The following is a 21,951-nucleotide window of genomic DNA, read 5'->3' on the forward strand; positions in this document are numbered from 1 at the left end:
CGATTGAGGGGCGCTTCGCGGTCGTCACGAACGTGGGTCGAGATGCGGTGGACGCCGATTGCGCAACTGACGAGTGCGCATGAGGCGGACGGCGAAGTCGTGTGGTCCTGACGCCCTAGTGGCAGGTGTTCCCAAGCAAGGCGCGACAGCGTTTTGCGAAGGCGGTGACAAACAAGCCCAGTCTCGCCGGGGAGAGCACGAAGTAAGCCGTAAAGCCATCGCGCAGGGAAAGCCGGATTGCTCCGGTTACACCTGTGGTCCTACCTCCCGTGCTTTTTGTTGCACGGGACCCATGGGTGCAATCGGCACCCGGCTTTCCCTGCGCCCTCTGATCGCAAGAGGGCACGACAAAACGCAACGCTCGGACAGATCATGTCGCGAGAGTGCTGAAGTGTGCCTTACACGAGAATGCTGACGTGGGGCTTACAAGTGGCTCAAATTCGGTGTCGTCCCATAACCACAAATGTTGATTGTCTCGAGACGCTGGGGCCACAGCGTCGTATAACGATGATCACCTGTGGTTATGGGTCCCTGCTCCCGTGCGCAATTGCGCACCAGGCAGGGACGACGGTTGAATGCGGTCTTGCAGCCGCAGCTACTCCACCGCCGCACCGACCGGCGGTCCGCCCGGCGGACGGTGCAGGAAGGTGATCGATGCATAGGCGCCGACCCACGAGCCAAGTGCGGCGAAGGCGACATACACCCAGTTTTCGGTGTAACTGATCACCGCATAGGAGGAGAGCAGATACCAGATGCTGCTCCAGGTCGCCGCCGGCACGCGCTTGCGCGCCACGACCGCCGAGGTGAACATGACATAGACCGCGTCGGTGGCCGCGGTCGCGATGAAGACCGCGCCGGCGGTGAGGGGATCGATGGCAGCCATTGCAACTCCTGCAAAGCTAAGTATGACGGTCGGGTTCGGGCACCGCCTTATTGTCATCATGCGCAGGCATAGAATAATCGCAAAGAGGAATGCGCATGCAGGGCATCCGTGAAATCCTCGCCGATATCTGGACCGGCGCCGGCGGCGCGCCGTCCGCGCTCGACGCGGTCCGGCTGACCGGCAGCGAGCCGCAGCTGCCGTCGTCGTTCCGGGTCGCAGCCGCGGCGCAGGCGCCGATCGCCGCAGCCGGGCTTGGCGCGGCCGAGATCTGGAAGGCGCGCAGCGGCGAGCGGCAGGAGGTCGCGGTCGACATGCGTCACGCCGTCGTCGAATGCCGCAGCGAGCGTTATCTGCGCGTCGACGACAAGCCGCCGCCGCCGGCCTGGGACAAGATCGCCGGCGTCTACCGTGTCAAAGACGGGCGCTTCGTCCGCCTCCACACCAATTTCCCGCATCACCGCGACGCCGTCTGCAAGGTGCTGGGCTGCAACGCCGAGCGTGACGACGTCCAGGCCGCGCTGACGCGCTGGGACGGCGAGGCGTTCGAGACCGCGGCCTATGCCGCCGGCGGCGTCGTCGCCCTGATGCGCTCGCACGACGAATGGTCGGCGACGCCGCATGCCAAGGAGCTTGCAAAACTGCCGCTGATCTCGATCGAGAAGATCGGCGAGGCCGCGCCAAAGCCGTGGCCCGCCGGCGACCGCCCGCTGGCCGGCATCCGAGTGCTCGATCTGTCACGCGTGATCGCAGGTCCGGTCGCCGGCCGCACGCTCGCCGCGCATGGTGCCGACGTGCTGCTGATTTCCGGCCCCGATCTGCCTGATATCCCCTGGCTGACCATCGACACCGGCCGCGGCAAGCTCGCGAGCTTCGTCGAGCTGAAGAGCGAGGAGGGACGGCGGGTGATGCGCGGTCTGGTGGCGCAGGCCGATATTCTCTCCCAGGGCTATCGTCCGCGGGCGATCGCGCGCCTCGGCTTCTCGCCGGAGGACGCCGCGCGCATCAACCCCGGGATCGTCTATGTGACACTCTCGGCTTATGGCCATGCTGGCCCATGGGCGGAGCGCCGCGGCTTCGATTCGCTGGTGCAGACCACGACCGGCTTCAATCATGCCGAAGGACAGGCGGCCGGCGTCGAGGGTCCGAAGGAATTGCCGGCCCAGATGCTCGACCATGCCACCGGATATTTCATGGCGTTCGGCGCCATGATGGCCAGGGCACGCCAGGCGCGCGAGGGCGGCAGCTGGCACGTTCGGGTGTCGCTGGCGCAGACCGGGCGCTGGCTGTGGAATCTCGGCCGCCTCGAAGCAGGCCTTGCGACCGCGGATCTGACCGCGGATGCGGTGCAGCCCTTCATCGAGCAGCTGCCATCAGGCTTTGGCACGCTGAGCTCGGTCCGGCACGCGGCCGTCCTGTCGAGGACCCCGGCCCATTGGTCCCGTCCGGCCATGCCGCTTGGCAGCCATCCTCCGGAGTTTCCTGCCCCGGAGTTTCCCGGATGAGACATTCAGCAGCCATTCAGGGTATCCAAACTTTAACGACAGGCACCGCCGAAGTGCGATTTTTAGGTTGTTTGAAACGCCAATTCGGCACTATTAGCGCACCGCTGGGGCTGTCCCGCCGGAAGCTGCAACGATCGACCCCGCGGACCGCATGCTGAAAGAGTTTACCAAGAGAATGCAGAGCTTTAGCCGTCCGCGCCTGCTCGTGGCCGCGGCGGTGCTGGCGGCTGCCTGCGCGGGCGCCTACGGCTATACGCGTTTCGGCTCGGACAAGCAGACATCGTCAGAAGTCTCCAGCCAGTCCCGCAAGGGGGGGACGCGTTATTCGCCATCGCCGGCCGAGTGGGCCAGCCTGACCTTCCAGAACGTGACCGAGCACACCTTCCGCTCCGAACTGGTGACCGAGGGCAAGATCGGGATCGATGAGGACCGTTCCACCCCGGTCTACTCGCCCTACACCGGGCGCGTCACCCGCCTGCTGGTGCGGCCGGGCGATTCTGTGGTGAAGGGGCAGCCGCTGTTCGTGATCGAGGCGGCCGACACCGTGCAGGCGCAGAACGATTACGTCGCGGCGATGACCGGCCTCAACAAGGCACAGTCGGCGCTCGACCTCGCGCAGATCCAGGAGAAGCGCGCCAAGGACCTGTCCGAGGGCAAGGCGATCCCGCTGAAGGACTATCAGCAGGCGCAGACGGCGCTGGTGCAGGCGCAGAACGATGCGCGCTCGGCGCAGACGCTGTTGGAAGCGGCGCAGAACAAGCTGCACATCCTCGGCTTCGGCGACGATGCGATCGTGACGCTGCAGCAGAAGGGCCGCCTCAATCCGGAGACGACGGTGTTCGCGCCGATCGGCGGCACCGTGGTCCAGCGCAAGGCCGGCCCCGGCCAGTATGTCTCGACCGGCGCCAGCGACCCGGTCTACGTGATCGGCGATCTCTCGACGGTCTGGCTGATCGCCTTTGTCCGCGAATCCGACGCCGACAGCGTTGCGGTCGGGCAGGACCTCTCCTTCAGCGTGATGGCGTTGCCGGGCAAGGTGCTGACCGCTCGCGTCAACTATGTCGCCGCCGCGATCGACGCGACCTCGCGCCGGCTTCTGGTCCGCGCCACCATCGACAACGCCGACAATCGGCTGAAGCCCGAGATGTTTGCCAATGTGACGCTTTATTCGAAGGGCGACCATCCGGCGGTCGGCGTGCCGAAGCAGGCGCTGATCTACGAGGGCGACCAGGTGCGGGTCTGGGTCGCGAGAGCCGACGACAAGACGATCGAGCTGCGCCAGATCAAGCCCGGGCTCATCAATGGCGACCTCGTCGAGGTGGCCGGCAATCTCAAGCCGGGCGAGCAGATCGTGACGAAGGGAAGCCTCTTCATCGACCGCGCCGCGTCAGGCACGTAAGAGCATGATCCGGAAAAGTGGGAACCGGTTTTCCGAATAGATCATGCTCAACAAGAAAAGTCCCTTCCAGTTGAAAGCGCCGATCTGAATGGATCGCCTCGTCGCCCTTGCCGTCAATCGCCGCTATTTGATGGTGGCCATGTTCGTCGCCGTCTTCATCGGCGGCCTGCTTGCGTTCAAGCAGCTCAACATCGAGGCCTATCCCGATCCGACCCCGCCGATGGTCGACATCGTGACGCAGAGCCCGGGTCTCTCGGCCGAGGAGATCGAGCGCTACATCACGATCCCGATCGAGACCCAGGTCGCCGGCATCAAGAACCTCAAGACCATCCGCACCATCTCGCTGTACGGTCTCTCCGACGTCAAGCTGCAGTTCTCCTTCGACTACACCTATGACGAAGCGCTGCAGCAAGTGCTCAACCGCCTCTCGCAGCTCGCGCCGCTGCCGGGCAACGTGCTGCCGGGCATCTCGCCGCTCAGCCCGATCGGCGAAATCTTCCGCTACCGGCTGAAGGGGCCGCCGAACTACAGCGTGCTCGACCTCAAGACGCTGCAGGACTGGGTGCTGCAGCGCCGCTTCCGCGCGGTGCCCGGCGTGATCGACGTCACCGGCTGGGGCGGCAAGACCAAGACCTACGAGATCCAGGTCGACTTCAACAAGCTGGTCGCCAACGGCCTGACGCTGCCGCAGGTCTTGCAGGCGGTTTCCAACGCCAACATCAATGTCGGCGGCAACACCGTGAACATCGGCTCGCAATCGGCCGTGGTGCGCGGCGTCGGCCTGATCCGCTCGATCGACGACCTCGCCAACACCATGGTCTCGCAGTCCGGCGGCAACCCGGTGCTGGTCCGCGACATCGCCCATGTCACGATCGGCGAGAAGCCGCGGCTCGGTATCGCCGGCCTCGACAATGACGACGACATCGTGCAGGGCATCGTGCTGATGCGGCGCGGCGAGCAGAGCTCGCCGACCATCACCCGCGTCGAGCAACTCGTCCACGAGATCAACCATTCCTCGATCCTGCCGCCGGGCGTCAAGATCGAGCGCATCTACGACCGCAAGGACCTGATCGAGCTCACCACCCACACCGTGCTGCACAACATGGTGGTTGGCATCCTCCTGATCGTGCTGCTGCAGTGGATATTCCTCGGCGATCTGCGCAGCGCGCTGATCGTCGGCGCGACGATCCCGTTCGCGCTGTTCTTCGCCGTGATCATCCTGGTGCTGCGCGGCGAGTCTGCCAATCTGCTGTCGGTCGGCGCCATCGATTTCGGCCTGATCGTCGACGCCACCGTGATCATGGTGGAGGCGATTTTCCGCCGGTTGTCGCAGACAACGGCGCTGTCGGACGCCGAGCAGGCGCATATCTCCGACGACACGATGATGGGGATGAAGAGCCACGCGATCCTGTCGGCGGCCGCCGACGTGTCGCGCTCGATCTTCTTTGCAGCCGCGATCATCATCGCGGCGTTCCTGCCGCTGTTCACGCTGAGCGGCGTCGAGGGCAACATCTTCGGCCCGATGGCGCGCACCTATGCCTACGCGCTGGCCGGCGGCCTGCTTGCGACCTTCACGGTGACGCCGGCGCTGAGCGCGATCATCCTGCCGGCGCATATCCACGAGACCGAGACCTGGATCGTCAAGAAGCTCGACGCGATCTACGTGCCGGTCCTGAACTGGGCGATCGCCAACCGCAAGATCGTGATGGCCGGCGCGGCCGGCCTCGTGGTCATGACCATCATCTTCGCGCGCTTCCTCGGCCTCGAATTCCTGCCCAAGCTGGAAGAGGGCAATCTGTGGATCCGCGCCACGCTGCCGCCGACGATCTCGCTGCAGGAGGGCAACGCCTACGTCAACGAGATGCGGAAGCTGATCCGCAGCCGCCCCGAGGTGGTCTCGGTGGTGTCGCAGCACGGCCGACCCGACGACGGCACCGACGCGGCCGGCCTGTTCAACGCCGAATTCTTCGCGCCGCTGAAGCCGGCCGGCGAATGGCCCGATACCCACGACAAGGACGTGCTCACCGCGCAATTGCTGACGCAACTGCAGGAGAAGTTCCCGGGCGTCGAATTCAACTTCTCGCAATATCTGCAGGACAACGTCTCGGAAGCGGTATCCGGCGTGAAGGGCGAGAACTCGATCAAGCTCTACGGCAACGATCTGCAGGCGCTGACCGACACCGCCAACAAGATCAAGTCGGTGCTGTCGACGGTGCAGGGCGTCACCGACCTTGCGGTGTTCACCTCGCTCGGGCAGCCGACGATCCAGATCGACGTCGATCGGGCGCGTGCCGCGCGCTATGGCCTGTCGCCGGGCGACATCAACGCCACGATCAGGGTCGCGGTCGGCGGCGACAGCGCCGGGGACCTCTATGAGCCCGGCAGCGACCGGCACTTCCCGATCATCGTCCGGCTTGCGCCGGAATATCGCAAGAGCGCGGAGGCGATCCAGAACTTAAGGATCGGGGTGGCGAACGCCAATGGCGGCATCACCCAGATCCCGCTCAGCGAGGTTGCCTCGATCAAGCTGATCTCCGGCGCGGCCTATATCTACCGCGAGCAGCAGGAGCGCTATTTGCCGATCAAGTTCTCGGTGCGCGAGCGCGACCTCGGCAGCGCGATCCGAGAGGCGCAGCAGAAGATCGAGGAGCAGGTGCAGCTGCCGCCGGGTTCGCGTGTCGAGTGGGTCGGCGAGTTCGGCAATCTGCAGGATGCCATCAAGCGGCTGTCGATCGTGGTGCCGATCAGCCTGGCGCTGATCGCAGTGCTGCTGTTCTTCAACTTCGGCTCGATGGTCGACACTCTGCTGGCGATGAGCGTGATCCCGATGGCGATCTTCGGCGGCGTGCTCGGGCTGCTGATCTCGGGGATTCCGTTCAGCGTGTCGGCGGCGATAGGCTTCATCGCGCTGTTCGGCATCGCCGTGATGGACGGCATCATCATCCTGTCGCAGTTCAACCAGCTGATCGACGAAGGCTATGACCGGATGCGCGCGGTGATCCGCACCGGCGAGTTGCAGCTGCGTCCGGTGCTGATGACCTGCGTCGTGGCCGGCGTCGGCCTGCTGCCGGCGGCGGTGTCGGAGGGCATCGGCTCCCAGGTGCAGAAGCCGCTCGCCATCGTCGTCGTCACCGGCATGATGCTGGCGCCGCTCGTTATCCTGATCACGCTGCCGGTCCTGATCTCCTATTTCTCACGCCGGCCGAAGGACAACGTCAGGTGAAGCCGTAGAGCCGTGCCGGATTGTCGACCAGGATGGTCTTGCGGACTGCGGCGTCCGGCGCCCAGACCGGCAGCTGGTTGAGGAGGCGGCCGTCGTCGATCTGGTACAGCGGCGTCACGTCGGTGACATTCTTGCCTTGCGGCGTCACCGAATCCGGGTGCGGCCAGTCGGTGCCCCAGACGATGCGCTCGGCATTGGCCGCGATCAGTGCCTGCGCCAGCGGCGTGGCGTCGGCATAGTCGGGTGCGAGCTTGGAGGCGCGGTAGGCGCCGGAAATCTTGACGTAGGCCTTGCCCGACTTGACGAGCGCGAGCAGGTCGGCAAATCCCGGCTGGCCGGTGCCGAGCGCGGCCTCGGCGCCGCCGAAATGGTCGAACACGACCGGCACCGGAGCTGTCGCGACCAGATCCTTGATCGCGGTGATCATGGCGAGGCTGGTGAACAGCTGCACGTGCCAGCCGCGCGCCTTCATCCGCTCGATCGCTGCCGTGAAGCGCTGCCGGCCGACATTGGGATCGTTGACGCCGCCGGTCGCGAGGTTGAGGCGTATGCCGCGGAAGCCGGCCTTGTGCATGGCGTCGAGATCGCTCTCGCTGGTCTTGTCGTCGATCACCGCGACGCCGCGCGCCGTCGGCCCGCGCGCCGTCATGCCGAACAGCGACGACGAATTGTCGGGGCCGTAGACGCTCGGCGTCACGATCACCACGCGCTCGACATGCAGCGCCTTGTGCAGCGCGCTCATCTCCTCCGGCGAGGCCGGCTCCGGCGTATAGACGCGGCCGGCGAAGAACGGGAACTTGTCGGGATCGCCATGGATGTGGGTGTGGCAGTCGCACGCACCGGCAGGCACGTCGAAGTTCACCGGGGTGGATGGTTGCGATGGCTTGGAAAAAGCGTTGCTGCTGGTCATGGTCACTCCGGCTGCGATGGAAGCCAGCATCATATCGCGTCGCGTCAGCATTGGACGTCTCCCTGCGTGCTCGGCTGTTATGCGCGTGAACCGCGCGCCGGCATTATCGGTTGCCGGCGGGGGCGGAGGTTATCGGCGGAGAGTGCGGGCGGGAAGGGCCGGTTCGATGTTCGAACGGTTCCACAAAGCCTATTGTCCCGACGGCGTGCGCAGGCCGTGCCAGGCGTCGCGGACTTGATGGTAGTGCACCTCGGGCAGATAGTCCGGCGTCTTGAGATTGAGCGTCTTGACGTCGAGCCGTCCGGTCGCGCTGAGCAATGTGTAGGAAGCGATCACGCGGTCGCGCTGCGCGCCGATCAGGCGTGCCCGGGCCGTGATCAAATCCTGCTGGGCGTTGAGCACGTCGACGGTGGTGCGCTGGCCGCCGGCGGCTTCCTTCTGCACGCCGGCCAGCGCAACCTCCGCAGCTTTCACCTCGGACTCGGAGGCCGACACCGCGATCTTGGCCCCTTCATTGGCGACCCACGCGCTGACCACGGCGGTCTTGGCCTGATTGCGGACCTGATCCAGCACGAGCCGGCTCTGCGCCGCCACTTCCTTGGCCTGCCGGGTCTGCGACGCCGCGGTGCCGCCGTCGTAGATCGGCTGCGTGAGCTGGCCGATCACCGAGGCTTGATCGGTGCCGAAGGTGCCGAGCGTGGGGTCGCTGTCGCGGCTGCGGCTGACGCTGCCCTGCACCGAGACATTCGGCATCAGGCTGCTCTCGGCGACGCGGATCGAGGTGGAGGCGACGTCGACGTCGAAGCCGGCCGCGGTCACGGCGGGGTGTTCGCGCAACGAGAGCACTATCGCATCTTCACGGTTGCGCGGCAGCAGCCGGTCGATGGTCTCGGCGGGACGCAATTGGGAGGGCGGGTTGCCGACCACCTGGGCATAGGTGGCCTGGCTGATCGCGAAGTTGACCTCGGCGGCGTTGAGATCGGCGAGGCCGCGGTTGAGCCGGGCCTCGGCCTGGGCCGTATCGGTCGGCGTGACGTCGCCGGCATTGAGGCGGCGCTGCGTGATCGCCTGGGTCTCCTTCAGGAAGTTCACGTTGGCGCGCTGCGCCTCGACCAGCGTCTGGTTGGCCAGCACGTTGGTATAGGCGGTGACGGCGTCGAGCAGCACGCCCTGGCCGACATTGCGCAGGGCCTCGCGGCCGGACTGCACCTGCAGTTCGGCGACGCGGACGCTGTTGGCGGTCTTGAAGCCGTTGAACAGGGTCTGGGTCACCGTGACCCCGATCTGCCACGGCTTCAGCGTCGCGGTCTGGATAACGTTGCCGGGCAGCTGGTCGCGCACCGCCTGAAGGCCGACCGAGAGGCCGGCGATGATCTGCGGGCGGTAGGCGGCCAGCGCCTGCGGCACGTTCTCGTCGGTCGCACGCTGCCGCGCCCGCTCGGCATTGAGCTGCGGATTGGTCTGATACGCCTTGACCAGGGCTTCGGGCAGGCTCTCGGCACGGGCAGCGGTATCAGCCAGCAGCGCACATGCCAGGGCGCCGAGGCCGATGCCCGACAAAAGCACGCGCCTCGCTACGTCGCCAACCCTCGCGGCACGCTCAACCATGTGATCCCGCAAACCAAAACCGCGGCAGTCCGCCTCCGCCGACGCCGCCGACACATCTACCTGTTTAGGGGGCCGTGCCGCCACAGGCAAACCGCCACGCGACATCTGCACATCATTTCAGTTCTTGTCTGTTGCCGGTTCGTCACAGGCGAACGCAACGGTCATATGAAGTATAAGCTCGGACCGTCCGCCGCCGATTCTGTGGCGCCGGTTATCCGCTGCCTGCTCCGGGTTCATTGCTGATGCCCATATTCTTCTCCGACCCCGAGGCGATCGCGGAGCACATCGTTCGTGACGTCGGAACCGAGCTGGTGGTCGGGCTGCCGCTCGGCCTCGGCAAGGCCAACCACATCGTCAACGCGCTGTACGCGCGCGCGGTGGCCGACCGCTCGATCAATCTGACGCTGTTCTCCGCGCTGACGCTGGAAAAGCCGAAGCCGAAGAGCCTGCTCGAACAGCGCTTCATCGGTCCGGTGATCGATCGCCTGTGCGGCGGTTATCCGGATCTCGCCTATGCGGAGGCGCTGCACCGCGGCGCGCTGCCGCCCAACATCAAGGTGATCGAGTTCTTCTTCCTCGCGGGGCAGTGGCTGCATCAGCCGTTCGCCCAGCAGCACTACATTTCTGCCAACTACACCCATGCGGCGTCATATCTGCTGTCGCGCGGACTGAATGTCGTGCCCCAGCTGGTCGCCAAGCGCGTGGTCGACGGCGTGCCGCGCTACAGTTTGAGCTGCAATACCGACACGACGCTCGATGTGCTGCGTGCGCGCGCGCAGGGGCGGGCGTCGTTCAAGCTGATCGGCCAGGTCAATTCCGAGCTGCCGTTCATGCCCGGGCCCGGCGATTTGCCGGCGGATGAGTTTGCGGCGGTGCTCGACAGTCCCGACACAGACTTCCCGCTGTTCGCGCCGCCGTCGGAGCCGATCAGCGACACCAAATATGCGATCGGGTTGCATGCCGCCGGTCTGGTCCGCGACGGCGGCACGCTGCAGATCGGGATCGGGCAAGTCGGTGATGCGCTGGCGCAGGGGCTCGTGGTCCGCCACCACGACAATGCGCAATTCCACGACATCATGCAGCGCCTTGCGCCCGGTCGCGCACAGCTCGGGGCGGCCGAGACCGCGCCGTTCGAGAAGGGCCTCTATGGTGTCAGCGAGATGTTGTTCGAGGCGTTCCTCGGGCTGATCGACGCCGGCATCCTCAAGCGCGACATTGGCGGCGTGATCCTGCACGGCGCATTCTTCCTGGGCCCGCAATCGTTCTACCGGGCGCTGCGCGAGATGCCACCGGAGCAATTGGCGCGCATCCAGATGATGCCGGTGTCCTTCACCAACGAGATCTTCGGCGACGAGGAAGGCAAGCGCCGCGCCCGCGTCGATGCGCGCTTCGTCAACAACGCGATGATGGCGACGCTTCTCGGCGCTGCGATCTCGGATGGTCTGGAGAATGGCCAGGTCGTCAGCGGCGTCGGCGGCCAGTACAACTTCGTCGCGCAGGCATTCGCGCTCGAAGGCGCGCGCTCGATGCTGGCGCTGGAGGCGACCCGGCAGTCCGGTAAACAAGCGCAGTCGAACATCCGCTGGTCCTACGGCCACGAAACCATTCCGCGGCACCTGCGCGATATCTTCGTCACCGAATATGGCGTTGCTGACGTCAGAGGGAAATCCGATGCCGATGTCATTGCAGCGATGCTGCAGGTGACGGATTCCCGCTTCCAGGGCGAGCTGATGCGGCAGGCCAAGGACGCCGGCAAGCTGCCGCGCAACCACGAGATCCCGGCGGCGCATCGCGAAAACTATCCCGAGCGCATCAGCGACGCACTGAAGCCCGCGCGCGACGCCGGGCTCCTGCCGTCATTCCCGTTCGGCAGCGACTTCACCGACGTCGAGCAGCGGCTGATTCCGGCTTTGCAGATATTGCAGCAGGCGCAGCGCACGCCGCTGCAACTCGCCGGCCTGCTGTGGCAGGGCATGCGGCACCCGCCCAATTCTGCCGACCGCGAATGCCTGGCGCGGCTTGGTCTCGACAAGCCGACGCATTTTGCCGAGCGCGCCTATCGCGCGCTCGTCACCGCAGCATTGCAGCGAAGCCGAACGGGTTAGCGGTTCTTGTTGACCGGCTTGCGCTTCTCGATGAAGGCCGCCATGCCCTCGGCGCGATCCTCGAGCGCGAAGGTCGAGTGGAACAGGTTGCGCTCGACATTCATACCTTCCGCGAGCGGCGTCTCGAACGCGCGGTTGATGGCTTCCTTGGCCATCGCGACGGCCGGACGCGACATCGAGGCGATCTTCTCCGCTGCGGCGAGCGCCTCTTCCATCAGCTTGTCGGCCGGAACGATCCGCGACACGAGGCCCGAGCGCTCGGCTTCCGCGGCATCCATCATCCGCCCGGTGAGGCAGAGGTCCATCGCCTTCGACTTGCCGATCGCGCGGGTCAGGCGCTGCGTGCCGCCGATGCCGGGAATGGTGCCGAGGGTGATTTCCGGCTGGCCGAACTTGGCGGTGTCGGCGGCGATGATGATGTCGCACATCATCGCCAGCTCGCAGCCGCCGCCCAGCGCATAGCCCGCGACCGCCGCGATGGTCGGCTTGCGGCAACGGGCCACGCGGTCGCCGCCGATCGCGGTGAAGTCGCTGTTGAACATGTCGATGAAGCCCTTCGGCTGCATCTCCTTGATGTCGGCGCCGGCCGCGAAGGCCTTCTCGCTGCCGGTGATCAGGATGCAGCCGATCTTGTCGTCGGCCTCGAGATCGTCGATCGCCGCGGCGATCTCGCGGAACACGCCGAACGACAGCGCATTCAACATTTTCGGCCGGTTCAGCGTGATGACGCCGACCGGTCCCTTGCTTTCGACGATGATGAATTCGAACGTAGCCATAGACGCAACCCCCATGCTGATTTGGCGGGCAATGTGCCCGCTGGCGGGATGCGCTTCAAGTGGCTGAAACGAGGCACCGGGCCGCGGTGCGGCGCACCCCGCGCCGCAGCCGCAAGCACTCTGGCTAGGCCATGAACATGCGCGCGGCGGAGGCCACCGTGAGCAGGGCGCCGAAGCCGATGAAGATCTTCCCGATCAGCGACGTCTGGTCCAGGCTCGAGCTGTCGCTGCTCGCCAGAACCGGCGCCGGCTTGGGTGCAGCTACGGCGACCGCCGGCGGCTGCGCCGGGGGCGCCTCCTGCTGGGCGGTCTGCGGTTGAGCCTGCGGCTGTTCCGCCGGCTGCTCCTGCTGCAGGGCCCGGTCGACATCGTTGAGCTGGTCGGATGCGACCACGTTGCTGTCAGGCTGCGCGTCAGCGGGCTTGTCGGCCGCGGCAATCAACGCGTTGGCCTTCACCGTCGTCGCGGCCGCGTTGTCGTCGCCCGAGGTCAGCTCCGCATTGGCATTGGCGACCGTGGCAGGCATGCCTGTCGAGGTGACGCTGCCGGCGTCGTTACCGGCGGTCTTCTTGCTCTCGGATTTGTCGGAAGACTGGTGACGCGCATGGCGCCGGCCATGCCGCGAACTCTGCACCGCGGACTTGTCGGTGGTCGCGGTGTCGGATTTCGCCGCCGATGCGTCCGAACCGGCCGCATGCGCCGGCAACGGACCGGCAAGACCCATGAAAAGCCCGGTAAGCCCTGTCGCTACCATCAAGGCCAAGCGCCCGCTGGCTTTGATCCTCATTTTGGTGATCTCCCCATTTCGCCCGCCCGAGGGCGAAAAAAGACCCCGCTGCGTGTCCACACCGGGGCAGAAAAAGGGAATCTTCGGGCTTCCGGGGGCAAAAGCTGGGCAATTTCGTCCCAGTGCGTGATCGACGGCAGCAGCACCGATGCTTGTCGAAGCGATCAATGTTATGAGCCGTGACGTCTGGAAACCCGCCGGAGCGATTCTTTGGAGCTGATCCTCGGCGCGGTCTTGTCGGAGGATGATGATCACGAACTCGTGATCTCTTGGCTTGCCGCGTAACGAACTGAAAGATCGGCCGAATTGCAATTCAGGAGCCTGCGTGCGCGAACGTGAGGATGAATGGACCGACCTGATGCGGTCGGCCATTTCAGGCGATGACGCGGCGTATCATCGCCTGCTCAAGGCCATCACGCCGGTACTCCGTGCCGCGACGCGCCGTGGCTTGGCGCGCGCGGGACAACCGGTCGATCAGTCCGAGGACATCGTGCAGGACATCTTGCTGGCGGTACATTTGAAGCGGCAGACCTGGGACACCAACGCGCCGTTCGCGCCGTGGCTGTTCGCGATTGCGCGCAACAAGCTGATCGACGCACTACGCCGCCGCGGCAGGCGCATCTTCGTCAACATCGACGATTTCGCCGAGACGCTGCCGGGGGAAACGCCGGAGCCGACGGCGTCGCCGAGCGAGGTGACCGCCCAGCTGCAGGCGTTGCCGGCACGGCAGCGCGACGTGCTGCAGTCGATTGCGGTCGACAGTGCCTCGATCAAGGATACCGCGGCGAAGTTCTCGATGAGCGAGGGCGCGGTGCGGGTCGCGCTGCACCGCGGGCTTGCGAGCCTGACCGCGAAATTACGGGACCGATGAGCATGGATACGGATCAACTCATTCGAACCCTTGCCGCCGACAATGCCTATCGTGCGCGGCCGGTCGGTCTTGCGCTGATGCTGGCGCTGCTGGCGGCGGCGCCGGTCTCGCTCCTGATCTTCTTCGCCGAGCTCGGCGTGCGGCCCGACGTGATGACCGCAATGCGCAATCCGTTCTTCGACCTGAAGTTCGCGGTCACGCTGGCGCTCGCCGCCTCGGCGATCGCGGTCAGCCTGCATCTGTCACGGCCGGAAGCCTCGCTGCGCGGCTTCGGCTGGTGGCTGCTGATTCCGGCCGGCATCCTCGTTGCTGCGATCAGCGGCGAGATGATGATGCCGCAGCGTACGCCGATGATGACGCGGCTGATCGGCAGGAACTCGATGGCGTGCATGACTGCGATCCCGGCGATGTCGCTGCCGCTGTTGGTCGGCGCGCTGTACGGGCTCCGGCAGGGCGCCCCGGCGCGGCCCGCGGTCGCCGGTGCAATCGCAGGCCTGCTCTCGGCCGGACTGGCGGCGACGATCTATGCGTCGCATTGCACCGATGACTCGCCGCTGTTCGTCGCCACCTGGTACACGCTGGCGACCGCGATCGTCGCGAGCGTCGGCGCCCTGATGGGACAGCGGGCGCTGCGATACTAGAGCGTTTTCGAGCGAAGCGGGTACCGGTTCGCGTGAAGAAAACGCGTCAAAACTAGAGTCTAGAGCTCCCGTTCCGATTCAATCGGAACGGCAAGGGCTCTAGGCCGCGGGCGCGGACTGCTGCATGCGATGGAAGCGGAGCACCTGCTGCGCGGTGGATGGCCGCAGCCGCTCATAGGTGTCCTTGCAGGCCTGCAGGTCGGTCGGCTCGCCGCCCGAGATTTCGTCGCGCAGATTGATGATCGCCCGCACCGTCGACCATGACAGGCTCGAGACCTTGGCCAGGATCATCACGCCCTCGGCGCGGGTTTCGATCATCATGTTCTCGGCGACGCTGACCGAGACATTGGCGAGCGCGGCGAGCGAGGCGTTGGTTTCGTCGAACTTGCCGGCCTCGGCGAAGGCTGCGAGCTGGAATTCGTCGAGCCGGCCGTCCTGGTAAAGCGACTTGACCAGCGCATGCGCGATCGCGGTGTCGGGCGTCACGGCTGCCGACGCCGAGCGCGCGCGTCGCGTGGCTTCCTTCACCGCGATCGGAATCTCCTTGGCCTGCTGCGGGATGGCAGCTTCGAGCCGCTGCCTGACCGCGTCCGAGGCCTTGGCGACCAGCTTGAGATAGAGATGCCGCGGGATGTTCGGCCGCAGGCCGACGCAGGTCGACAGATTGTCGTCGCCCTCGGCGCGGCTGACCAGGCGGGTGAAGCCGCGCTCGGTGAATTCGGCGCCCGGATTGTTGACCGCGCTCTGGATCACCTCGTCATTGCCACGCAGCACCAGCACATCGGTGACGGCGCCGCTCAGCGACTTGCGGTTCGAGATCGCGAGCAGATGCGCCTGGCTCTTGCTGCGCGCGGTCTCGATCAGGGTGTCGTCGTCAAGCCGCGGCGACAGCGTCAGCACCGGGCCGGCGATCTCGATCAGGTCGTCGAACGCCAGGGTGCGGATGGTCTGCGGCGGTGCGGTGTCGATCGGGGCGAGGCGGTTGGCGAGCAGCGCCTTGGCCGAGTTCTCGATGTGCTCGAGCAGGCATTGGAAGACGTCGTCGAACAGCACGATCTGCTCGTCCGAATAGTTCACGGAGCCGTTGATGAAGAGGTCGGTGACGCGACGCAGCGTCTCGACACGGCGGGCGACGGTGCCGTGGGCGAGGGTTGTCTGCAGCTCATCGAGCAGACTTTCGGGGGCGGTCGCGGGCTTCGAACTCATGACTCTGTCCTGGAGCGGTGGCGACGGCTTCTCCGGCGCCGAATAGGGAAATGAAAGGGTTCAGGCGCTGGCGATGCGGTTGCGTCCCCGGGCCTTGGCTGCGTAAAGCGCGCCATCGGCGCGGGCGAGTAATGTGTCGGAGTTTTCGCGCGGCTTCAGCGTCGTGACGCCGGCGGAGATCGTCACCTGCATGCCCGGCGAGAACGCGCTCCAGTCGAGATCGGCGATGATCTTGCGCAGCCGTTCGAGCGCGCGCATCGCCTGATCCTGCGACAGGTCGGGCAGCACGAGCAGGAATTCCTCGCCGCCGTAACGGCCGAAGCGATCGATGCTGCGGAGATTGGCGAACATGCCGATGGCGAAGGTGCGCAGCGCCTCGTCGCCGATCGGATGGCCGTAGACGTCGTTGATCCGCTTGAAATGGTCGAGGTCGATCAGCGCGACCGCGCAGGAGCTGCCGTTGCGGGCGCAGCGCGCGATCTCCTCTTCGAGCGTACGCATGATGCTGCGGCGATTGGAGGTGCCGGTCAGTTCGTCAAGCTCGGCGAGCTCCTCGATGCGCCGGTAGGCCTCCTTCAGCTTCAGTCCGCTCTGATACAGCGATTGCTGCATCGAGCTGGAGAAGATGCCGAGATACATGCAGCGCCCGATCGTCAGCGCGAACACCAGCATGGTGGCGAGGCGGTCGATCCGCGTGCCGGTCGGCATCCCGATCGCCTTGTCGGTTCCGAGAAAGAGTGCAGCGAGGCCCAGCACCATGATGGTCCAGACGATCGCGGTCTGCCGTGCCGAGGTGCGCAGCGCGCCGAAGCCGAACACCACGAACAGGTTGCAGAGGAACAGCACGCCGACTTCCGGCGCGATGTAGGTGAATACCAGTAGGTTCACCATGTTGATCGCCGATTGCGGCGCGACCAGATAGTGGTCGCGGAAGCGCTCGTGGAAGCCGCGCTCCGACAGCAGCACATAGACGGCGACCAGCGAGAGGCCGGTCAAGGCGTAACTGGTCGCGACCAAAACGGATGTGGTGCCGGCATGCGCGTAGATCAGCAGCACCACGGCATCGAGCACGAAGCAGGCGGCGATCATCGATTGGATCTGGCGGCGCTGCCGGGCGCGGCGCGCGAGGCGGTCGACCGTCAGCCTGGGACGGCCGCTTTCCGATGCGCCCGTGATCGGGCCGGGAAGTGACGACGCAGCGCTGCCCATGGTCTCGCCGTTGGTGAAATCCGGCAAAAATCTAAGTGGGAAAGCCTTTAGGTTTGGTATCTTTGGGAACCGAATCTGCTCCGGTGAAATGCGGGCATCACCCTTGTTTCGTAAGGGGAATCCGTGTCCCGAGGCTGGCTGCGAGCGATCCTGCGAAGGGCCGGTGCCGGTGCTGACGTCGCGAGGGCGCTGGCTTGCGGGCAAAGCCTTGATATGGTCGCGCCGGACGGTGGGCGTCCGCGAGAGTTCTAAGTATTATGATACCGCTTCCTGAGTCTCGGGCGATTTTTCCTTATTGTGATCGCCGACTGTGTCATAGATCACACATGCGGTATGGACATTGCCGTATTGTGAAGAATCTTGCCTCTCGCGTCGAACCACGCACCATCCCCCTCAGACCAACTTTGCGAGACGGCCATTGAGCGCGACACAGGCGGCTTCAGACGAGGTTCTGATCGCTCGGATCGCTCAAGGCGACCGGCTCGCCATGCAGGTGCTGTACGGACGGCATCATGTCAGGGTGTACCGCTTCGGGCTTCGGCTCGTGCGGGACGAACAGGTGGCGGAGGACCTCATCAGCGAGGTCTTTCTGGACGTGTGGCGTCAGGCGGGCAAATTCGAGGGACGATCCGCCGTTTCGACCTGGCTGTTGGCGATTACCCGGTTCAAGGCTTTGTCTTCGCTACGGCGGAGGAAAGACGCCGAACTGGACGATGAGGCCGCGAACGCGATCGAGGACACGTCCGACGATCCGGAAACGGTAGTGCAGAAGAAGGACACCGGCGATACGCTGCGTAAATGCCTGAGGGGGCTATCGGCGGAACACCGGGAGATCGTCGATCTTGTCTACTATCACGAGAAATCCGTGGAAGATGTCGCTGAGATCGTGGGGATTCCGGAGAATACCGTGAAGACGCGCCTGTTCTATGCGCGCAAGAAACTTGCCGAGTTGCTGAAGGCAGCCGGTGTCGAGCGAGGTTGGCCATGATGGCTGCGAGCAAGAAGATGCTGGGTCAAGAACCCGATGATGTCGAAATGCTGCTGCCCTGGCACGCGGCCGGCACGCTGAACGCGCGCGATGCGCGTCGCGTCGAGGACGCGCTGGTGTCCGACCCGGAATTGGCCCGGCAGTATGCCGTCATCCGCGAGGAATATGCCGAGACCATCGGCCTCAACGAGAGCCTCGGTGCGCCCTCGGCGCGCGCCATGCAGAAGCTGTTTGCCGCGATCGATGCCGAGCCGGAGCGCAAGCCGTCGATGGGGGCGCGGATGTCGTCCGGGGTCTCCGAGTTCTTCGCAAAATTGTCGCCGCGGACACTGGCCTGGTCGTCCAGCCTTGGTGCGGTCGTGGTGTTGCTGCAGGCGGGCGTGATCGGCGCGGTGCTGATGCGCGACCAGCCGGCTTCGATCCAGACCGCGTCGCTGGATGTCGCCGAACGCAGCGCGCCGGCACCGAGTGCGCCCAGTGCGGCGGCACCGATCACCCGTGACCTCGGCGCCGGCGTCGCGGCGGCGCCGACGCGGCTCCTGGTGCGCTTTGCGCCCGAAGCCAGGATCGCCGACATCTCGACGCTGCTCGATAATTACCAGGCCTCGATCGTCGACGGTAAGGGCGGCATGTTCCGCCTGCAATTCCGTGCAATGGACAAGAGCGGCGTCGCCGCGCTGATTGCCCGTTTGCAGAAAGAGAAGATCGTCAACCTCGCGGTCGAAACGCCGTAGCCGGCGTTGGGCCGCTTTGCGCCTGGTTGAGCTCGCCACGACCGCCGTGCTGGCGGGACGTTGCCATCACCGCCGACGACTGGACCAGGGCGCTCCGTTGCAGCACCCGTGGACAAACCGCCGCAGCCCTCGCAGACGCCTGCCGGCAATAACACTTCCGTGAGCCGCGCGTTGCATGAACCCGCGCCGTCGATCGCAGCGATGATTCCGCTTTAAATCACAGTGATTTTCGGCGTCGAAGGCCGGCAATGGTGCGATGGAACCGGGTCGCCAAAGGTTAAAAAAATCGCTGAGGATTTGAACGTCCGCCATCCTGTCACGACTTATGTGTGTGGGAGCGGTTTATCCCTCCCCGGCTATATCAGGCGCGAGCGCCCATCCACCCCAAGCGCCCATATGGCTTTGACCCGTCCGGTTGTCCCCCCGGGCGGGTCTTTGCTTTGGGGCACCCCTGCATGACGGGCTCGCCGAACGCGGCCGACAATTGCAACGGCGCGCAGCGCGATCGCGACGCGATGGATGCCGCGGGCGACGGCATGCGACGGATTGCTGTGGATCATTCGGCTGCGCGGTGTCCGGACGCGCTTCGCATCGTCACCATGCAAGTCGATGACTTGACGGGGGTTCGCGCGAGAAACTCCGTAGTCGAGCGGACTTCTCTCATCGCCCGTTCGCGATTAAGAATTTAGTTAGACTTTATTTACCTTTTCCACAGAATATCAGCGTCGCGTCCAGTTGATTCGGTTCGGTTGCGTCTGCGTCCGTTTCTTTCTCTACGGGCAAGTTGAATGACACATCGGACCGACGTGGCCAGGGGCCAGCAGATCGTTGCACGCTGGTGCAACCTGGCCGAGCAAAGGCTGGAACACCTTACCGAACTGTTCGAAACCGGACGCTGGCGCCGCTACCATAGCGAGCAGGCCTTTCTCGAGAACATCAGGGAAGCACGGGCCGCGGTCGAGATCTGGCGGGAATTGCTGTCGCGCGAGGCCTCGCTCGACAATTCGCCGATCGATCTGTCTTGGCTTGGCCGCGGCAAGTCGACATTGCCGCCGCCTTACATCTCGTCGGCGCCCTACGTCTCGCCGGCGCCGGAGCGCCGGTCGGAGGCTGCGACATTGGCGGAGGCCGCGATGAATGCGGTGGCGGCCGCGCTGGAGACGGCGACCGAAGTCCTGGAGGAGCCGCCCACCGTGGCCGACGCGCCGCCGCTGGAGATGCCGCCGCCGGTGATGCGGCCGCCGGTGCTCGACCTCGACACCATCCAGCGGCGCTATCCCTTGCTGCGCAACGCGCTGTAGCCGAACGGTCGGCCAATTCGCTCGAAACGCGCTAGCGACGCACCGCGTTCGCGCCGACCACGAGCTGCGCATATTGCTGGGCGCCACCTACTGACAGGTCGGTGGTAACCGGGCGGGCATGGTCGAGCCCGACCACCGCGCCGCGTGGGGTTTCCGAGATCATGTTGTTGTTGATCAGCGCGGTGCCGGCGCCCGGCACCACCGAGACACCGATGCCGACAAAGGCGTTGCGAACGACATTGCCTGAAATCGCGACGTCGCGCAGATATTTGCCCCAGCCGGCGACGATGCCGAAGGTCGGCGCGTTCTCGATCACGTTGCCGGTGACGGCGCTGTCCGCCTCGACATAGATGCCGATGCCGGCGCCGTCGTTCGGGTCGGTGCCGACAGGGCGCTTCGGCAACAGATTGCGGATGATGTTGCCCTGGACCACCGCGATGCGGCCGCCTTCGTTGAAATTGCACACGGAGACGCCGATCGCGGCGCCGTCGACCGTGTTGTTGGCGATCACAGCGGCCTCGAACGCGAACTCCGAGTAGAGCGCGACCTCGCGGACATTGCTGACGCTGTTGTCCGTGATGTGGATGTTGGAGGCGGAGTTGCCGCGCACCGCCGAGAAGTCGCAGTTCCTGATGCGGTTGCCGCGCACGATCACGTTGCCGGCGCGGAACGCGTTGATCGCGTTGCCGTACTGCCCGGAGCCGCCGGGGCCGGCCTTGATGTCCTCGATCCGGTTGTCGGCGACGATCGAGCCGTCATCGCCGATCGCGCTGCGCAGGATCTCGATGCCGTTGTCATTGGCGCCCTTGATGGTGTTGCGCGCGACCATCAGGCCGAGCGCGTCGAACGACACCAGCGCCGTGGTCGCGATGTCGGTGAAGATGTTGTTGCTGACGTCGCCCGACATCTGCTCGAACCAGATGCCGTTGCCGCCGCTGCCGATGAACTGGCAGTCGGTGATGCGGATGTCGCGGCCGGACAGGCAATGCACGAGGCCGCGCCGCGTCGGCAGCGGGACGTTGCCGCCGTCGAAGCTGAGGCCCATCAGGACGATGCCGCCGGCGCCTTCGCCTTCCAGCAGCGAGGCGCCGCCGTTGAACACCAGGCGGCTGGCGCCGCGCACGCCGATCAGCTGGCTGCCGGGCGCAAGCCGCAACAGCCCGGTGCGGTAGACGCCGGGCGGGAAGGCCAGCGGCACCTGCGCACGCGCGGCATCATCGATCGCGCGCTGCAGATTGCGGGTCTGGTCGTCGGGGCTGCCGGGGCGGACGCCATATTGCGTGACGTCGCGGCCGAGCGAGCCGGTAGAAGCCGCGGCGCGCGCAGCATCCGGCGACATCGCAAGCGCGCCGGCTGCGCCGGCGGCAGTTGCTCCGATCAGATGGCGGCGGTTGACGTCCATGGTGCATGCCCTCGCAGGAAGACGCGAGCGGTGGCGTTCGCGCCCGAGTGGTAGCGCGAAATGCGGCGCCGCATGGTGAACACGCCGACGCAGCAGGGCGATTGTTGGCGGTAGGGTTAATCGCCGGTGCAGCCGATTCACATTGTCAAACAGCCCAGCACTCGGTGTCATCACCCGCGTATGCGGGTGATCCAGTATTCCAGAGACGCCGGTGCTTGAACCAAGAGGCCGCGGCGTACTGGATCGCCCGGTCGAGCCGGGCGATGACAGTGTGGGTGGGGACGCAGCTTCGCATTCTCGCGACATGAATCGTCCGAGCTTTGGATTTCGTTTCACCCTCTCTTGAACAGAGGGCGCAGGGAAAGCCGGGTGCCGATCGCACCCATGGGCCCCGAGCAAAAGTTAG

17 protein-coding genes are annotated in these 21,951 nt (G+C 65.5%); 9 read left to right on the forward strand and 8 right to left on the reverse strand.

Annotated features, from left to right (window positions below; translation table 11 throughout):
- Positions 1–595: 595 nt before the first annotated feature.
- Positions 596–883 (reverse strand): hypothetical protein, encoded by a 288-nt coding sequence (locus WDM24_RS13280; protein WP_166203732.1) that lies wholly within the window; start codon positions 881–883, stop codon positions 596–598.
- Between the two features lie 95 nt (positions 884–978).
- Here WDM24_RS13280 and WDM24_RS13285 point away from each other — a divergent pair, with 95 nt between their 5' ends.
- The 3 genes from WDM24_RS13285 (at position 979) to WDM24_RS13295 (ending at position 7,007) form a co-directional block, all read left to right on the forward strand.
- Complete coding sequence (locus WDM24_RS13285) at positions 979–2,385, forward strand: CoA transferase (protein ID WP_338831551.1); 1,407 nt, start codon at positions 979–981, stop codon at positions 2,383–2,385.
- A gap of 151 nt (positions 2,386–2,536) precedes the next feature.
- Positions 2,537–3,784, forward strand: a complete 1,248-nt coding sequence (locus tag WDM24_RS13290) for an efflux RND transporter periplasmic adaptor subunit (RefSeq protein ID WP_338831553.1) — start codon at positions 2,537–2,539, stop codon at positions 3,782–3,784.
- Between the two features lie 88 nt (positions 3,785–3,872).
- Positions 3,873–7,007 (forward strand): CusA/CzcA family heavy metal efflux RND transporter, encoded by a 3,135-nt coding sequence (locus WDM24_RS13295; protein ID WP_338831554.1) that lies wholly within the window; start codon positions 3,873–3,875, stop codon positions 7,005–7,007.
- Here the strand turns inward: WDM24_RS13295 and WDM24_RS13300 are convergent.
- Both WDM24_RS13300 and WDM24_RS13305 read right to left on the reverse strand, forming a co-directional pair.
- Positions 7,000–7,968, reverse strand: a complete 969-nt coding sequence (locus WDM24_RS13300) for an amidohydrolase family protein (protein ID WP_338831555.1) — start codon at positions 7,966–7,968, stop codon at positions 7,000–7,002. The genes WDM24_RS13295 and WDM24_RS13300 overlap by 8 nt on opposite strands.
- Positions 7,969–8,106: 138 nt before the next feature.
- Entirely contained in the window at positions 8,107–9,525 is a 1,419-nt protein-coding gene (locus WDM24_RS13305; RefSeq protein ID WP_175619236.1) for a TolC family outer membrane protein, read from the reverse strand.
- A 242-nt stretch (positions 9,526–9,767) separates the two neighbouring features.
- On the opposite strand from WDM24_RS13305, the gene WDM24_RS13310 reads away from it, so the two are divergent.
- On the forward strand, positions 9,768–11,630 hold the full coding sequence (locus WDM24_RS13310; RefSeq protein WP_338831556.1) for an acetyl-CoA hydrolase/transferase C-terminal domain-containing protein: 1,863 nt from the start codon (positions 9,768–9,770) through the stop codon (positions 11,628–11,630).
- On the opposite strand, the gene WDM24_RS13315 is transcribed toward WDM24_RS13310, so the two are convergent.
- Positions 11,627–12,406 carry an enoyl-CoA hydratase gene (locus tag WDM24_RS13315; protein WP_338698488.1) on the reverse strand — a complete coding sequence of 260 codons (780 nt, stop codon included), beginning with the start codon at positions 12,404–12,406 and terminating at the stop codon, positions 11,627–11,629. The genes WDM24_RS13310 and WDM24_RS13315 overlap by 4 nt on opposite strands.
- Positions 12,407–12,530: 124 nt before the next feature.
- Positions 12,531–13,448: a hypothetical protein gene (locus WDM24_RS13320; protein ID WP_338831557.1), complete on the reverse strand. Its 918-nt coding sequence runs from the start codon at positions 13,446–13,448 to the stop codon at positions 12,531–12,533.
- Between the two features lie 70 nt (positions 13,449–13,518).
- Here WDM24_RS13320 and WDM24_RS13325 point away from each other — a divergent pair, with 70 nt between their 5' ends.
- Together WDM24_RS13325 and WDM24_RS13330 are read left to right on the forward strand one after the other, a co-directional pair.
- Positions 13,519–14,064 carry a sigma-70 family RNA polymerase sigma factor gene (locus WDM24_RS13325; protein ID WP_029082095.1) on the forward strand — a complete coding sequence of 182 codons (546 nt, stop codon included), beginning with the start codon at positions 13,519–13,521 and terminating at the stop codon, positions 14,062–14,064.
- Between the two features lie 2 nt (positions 14,065–14,066).
- Positions 14,067–14,705: an NrsF family protein gene (locus WDM24_RS13330; protein ID WP_166293639.1), complete on the forward strand. Its 639-nt coding sequence runs from the start codon at positions 14,067–14,069 to the stop codon at positions 14,703–14,705.
- A 99-nt stretch (positions 14,706–14,804) separates the two neighbouring features.
- Here WDM24_RS13330 and WDM24_RS13335 read toward each other — a convergent pair whose 3' ends face one another.
- Positions 14,805–15,911 (reverse strand): DUF2336 domain-containing protein, encoded by a 1,107-nt coding sequence (locus WDM24_RS13335; RefSeq protein WP_338831558.1) that lies wholly within the window; start codon positions 15,909–15,911, stop codon positions 14,805–14,807.
- A 60-nt stretch (positions 15,912–15,971) separates the two neighbouring features.
- Positions 15,972–17,120, reverse strand: a complete 1,149-nt coding sequence (locus WDM24_RS13340; RefSeq protein ID WP_029082092.1) for a GGDEF domain-containing protein — start codon at positions 17,118–17,120, stop codon at positions 15,972–15,974.
- A 418-nt stretch (positions 17,121–17,538) separates the two neighbouring features.
- Between WDM24_RS13340 and WDM24_RS13345 the strand changes: the two genes are divergently transcribed.
- The 3 genes from WDM24_RS13345 to WDM24_RS13355 all read left to right on the forward strand — a co-directional run bounded on the left by WDM24_RS13345 (position 17,539) and on the right by WDM24_RS13355 (position 20,143).
- Positions 17,539–18,108 carry a sigma-70 family RNA polymerase sigma factor gene (locus tag WDM24_RS13345; protein WP_029082091.1) on the forward strand — a complete coding sequence of 190 codons (570 nt, stop codon included), beginning with the start codon at positions 17,539–17,541 and terminating at the stop codon, positions 18,106–18,108.
- On the forward strand, positions 18,105–18,842 hold the full coding sequence (locus WDM24_RS13350; RefSeq protein ID WP_338831559.1) for a hypothetical protein: 738 nt from the start codon (positions 18,105–18,107) through the stop codon (positions 18,840–18,842). Before WDM24_RS13345 ends, WDM24_RS13350 begins: the two co-directional genes overlap by 4 nt.
- Positions 18,843–19,630: 788 nt before the next feature.
- Positions 19,631–20,143 (forward strand): TIGR03809 family protein, encoded by a 513-nt coding sequence (locus tag WDM24_RS13355; protein ID WP_338831560.1) that lies wholly within the window; start codon positions 19,631–19,633, stop codon positions 20,141–20,143.
- A 31-nt stretch (positions 20,144–20,174) separates the two neighbouring features.
- Here WDM24_RS13355 and WDM24_RS13360 read toward each other — a convergent pair whose 3' ends face one another.
- Positions 20,175–21,545, reverse strand: coding sequence for a TIGR03808 family TAT-translocated repetitive protein (locus WDM24_RS13360; RefSeq protein ID WP_338831561.1), 1,371 nt, complete (start codon positions 21,543–21,545; stop codon positions 20,175–20,177).
- Positions 21,546–21,951 lie beyond the last annotated feature (406 nt).

The organism is Bradyrhizobium sp. 27S5, from assembly GCF_037217225.1.
GTDB lineage: Bacteria > Pseudomonadota > Alphaproteobacteria > Rhizobiales > Xanthobacteraceae > Bradyrhizobium > Bradyrhizobium septentrionale.